The sequence below is a fragment of the Methyloceanibacter sp. genome (assembly GCF_049590335.1).
Lineage (GTDB): Bacteria > Pseudomonadota > Alphaproteobacteria > Rhizobiales > Methyloligellaceae > Methyloceanibacter.
The window spans coordinates 1-1,955 of the sequence record NZ_JBAWCQ010000027.1 but is presented as its reverse complement, the minus strand read 5'-3'; the positions used below and the strand labels follow the sequence as shown (position 1 = coordinate 1,955).

The 1,955-nt window shown below is 61.8% G+C and carries 2 protein-coding genes; one reads left to right on the top strand and one right to left on the bottom strand.

What is annotated here, in order from left to right:
- The first annotated feature begins 43 nt into the window (after positions 1-43).
- Entirely contained in the window at positions 44-1,072 is a 1,029-nt protein-coding gene (locus WBQ77_RS01890) for an aspartate-semialdehyde dehydrogenase (protein WP_424058689.1), read from the top strand.
- A gap of 35 nt (positions 1,073-1,107) precedes the next feature.
- On the opposite strand, the gene WBQ77_RS01885 is transcribed toward WBQ77_RS01890, so the two are convergent.
- Complete coding sequence (locus tag WBQ77_RS01885; protein WP_424058687.1) at positions 1,108-1,746, bottom strand: carbonic anhydrase; 639 nt, start codon at positions 1,744-1,746, stop codon at positions 1,108-1,110.
- Positions 1,747-1,955 lie beyond the last annotated feature (209 nt).

The window sequence follows — 1,955 nt, the reverse complement described above, 5'->3', positions numbered from 1 at the left end:
AACAGTTAGTCGACCAGACAGCCGTCACAGGCAGGAGTATCGAATGGGTTACAAAGTCGCCGTCATCGGCGCGACCGGCAATGTCGGGCGCGAGATGCTCAACATCCTTGCCGAGCGGGAATTCCCCGCCGACGAGGTCTTCCCGATCGCCTCGCGGCGCTCCCTCGGGACGGAGGTGTCCTACGGCGATGCCCGCCTGAAATGCCGCGACCTCGAGAATTTCAACTTCTCCGGCGTCGACTTCGCGCTGATGTCCGCAGGCTCCACGATCTCGAAGGAGTGGTCGCCCCGGATCGGCGCGACCGGCTGCGTCGTCATCGATAATTCGTCCTGCTGGCGTTACGACCCGGATGTGCCGCTGGTCGTGCCCGAAGTGAACCCGGACGCGATCGCAGGCTTCACCAAGAAGAAAATCATCGCCAATCCCAACTGTTCTACCGCGCAGCTGGTCGTGGTTCTGAAGCCGCTCCATGACGTGGCCAAGATCAAGCGCGTGGTCTGCTCGACCTATCAATCCGTGTCCGGTGCGGGCAAGGATGCGATGGACGAGTTATGGACCCAGACCAAGGGCATCTTCGTCACCGACCCGCCCTCGCCCGAGAAGTTCACCAAGCAGATCGCCTTCAACGTCATTCCCCATATCGATGTCTTTCTCGACGACGGCTCGACCAAGGAGGAATGGAAGATGATGGCCGAGACGAAGAAGATCCTCGATCCGAAGATCAAGCTGACCGCGACTTGCGTGCGTGTACCCGTCTTCGTGGGCCACGCCGAGGCGGTGAATATCGAGTTCGAAAGCCCGTTCAGTGCGGAGGCCGCGCGCGACGTGCTGCGGGAGGCCCCCGGCGTGCTTGTGGTCGACAAGCGCGAGGACGGCGGCTACGTGACGCCGGTCGAATGTGTCGGCGACTACGCCACCTTTGTCAGCCGCGTTCGCGACGACCAGACCGTCGACAACGGCCTGACCTTGTGGTGCGTCTCGGATAATCTGCGCAAAGGCGCCGCGCTCAATACGGTCCAGATCGCCGAGACCATGATCCAACGCGACATGCTGAAGAAGAAAGCGGCCTAGACGCCGTCGAGGGGATTGGCGCGCCCGACGCCGCCTCAGACCTCGACGGTCTCGGGCAAGGGCGAGAACGTGTCGGTCTCCGCGTCGAGCGCCAGGACCATGCCACTGCCGATATCGAAATGCAGCCCATGCAGCGCGAGGATTCCCTCCTCCTCGCGCTTCCGGATCGCATCGAACATCCGCAAATTCGCGATCGACTGGCGAACGCCGGCCAGCTCGAATGCCGTCTCCTGTCCGAAGGTCTTGGCATCGGTGTCCTTCACTTCGAGACCGTCGAGCTGCGTAAGCCAGGTGCCAATGAAGTTCGTGCTGTCGGGCGCGCCCTTAAGTTTCTCGCGATAGGCGGCGATCCCGCCGCAATGGGAATGGCCCAGCACGATGATGTTGGGCACGTTGAGCACCTCGGCCGCGTACTCGACCGCAGCGCTGGTGCCATGGAACTTTCCATCCGGCTCGAATGGCGGCACCAAATTGGCCACGTTTCGGACGATGAATAGGTCTCCGGGACCAGCGTCGAAGATCGCCGATACGTCGACGCGTGAATCGCAACACGCGATCACCAGCGCGGCCGGCGCTTGGCCGAGCTTGGCGAGTTGTTCGTAGCGTCCTTTGTCGGCGGCATGGTTTTCCCGCCGAAACCGCCAATACCCGTCGAGAAGTGTTTTTGAGAGCACGTTTTGACCCTTGTTCTGTTCGCGCAAAGCTTCCAGCTTCGACTCACTTTGTCCAGCGGGACTGAAGCCGCTCTCAAATAGATATTTCCTATCGAACCTTGGCGGAGGCAGCGATGTCCCCGAAGCCGGCGGGCTGGGGGGGCACCAGCCGCCGTGACCTCCGTCTGAGGGCGGCGAACGGCACATGCGTGCGCTCAGAATGCGATTAT

Coding starts and splice junctions, on each gene's coding strand:
- WBQ77_RS01890 (WP_424058689.1), top strand. CDS start 44: ATGGGTTACAAAGTCGCCGTCATCGGCGCGACCGGCAATGTCGGGCGC.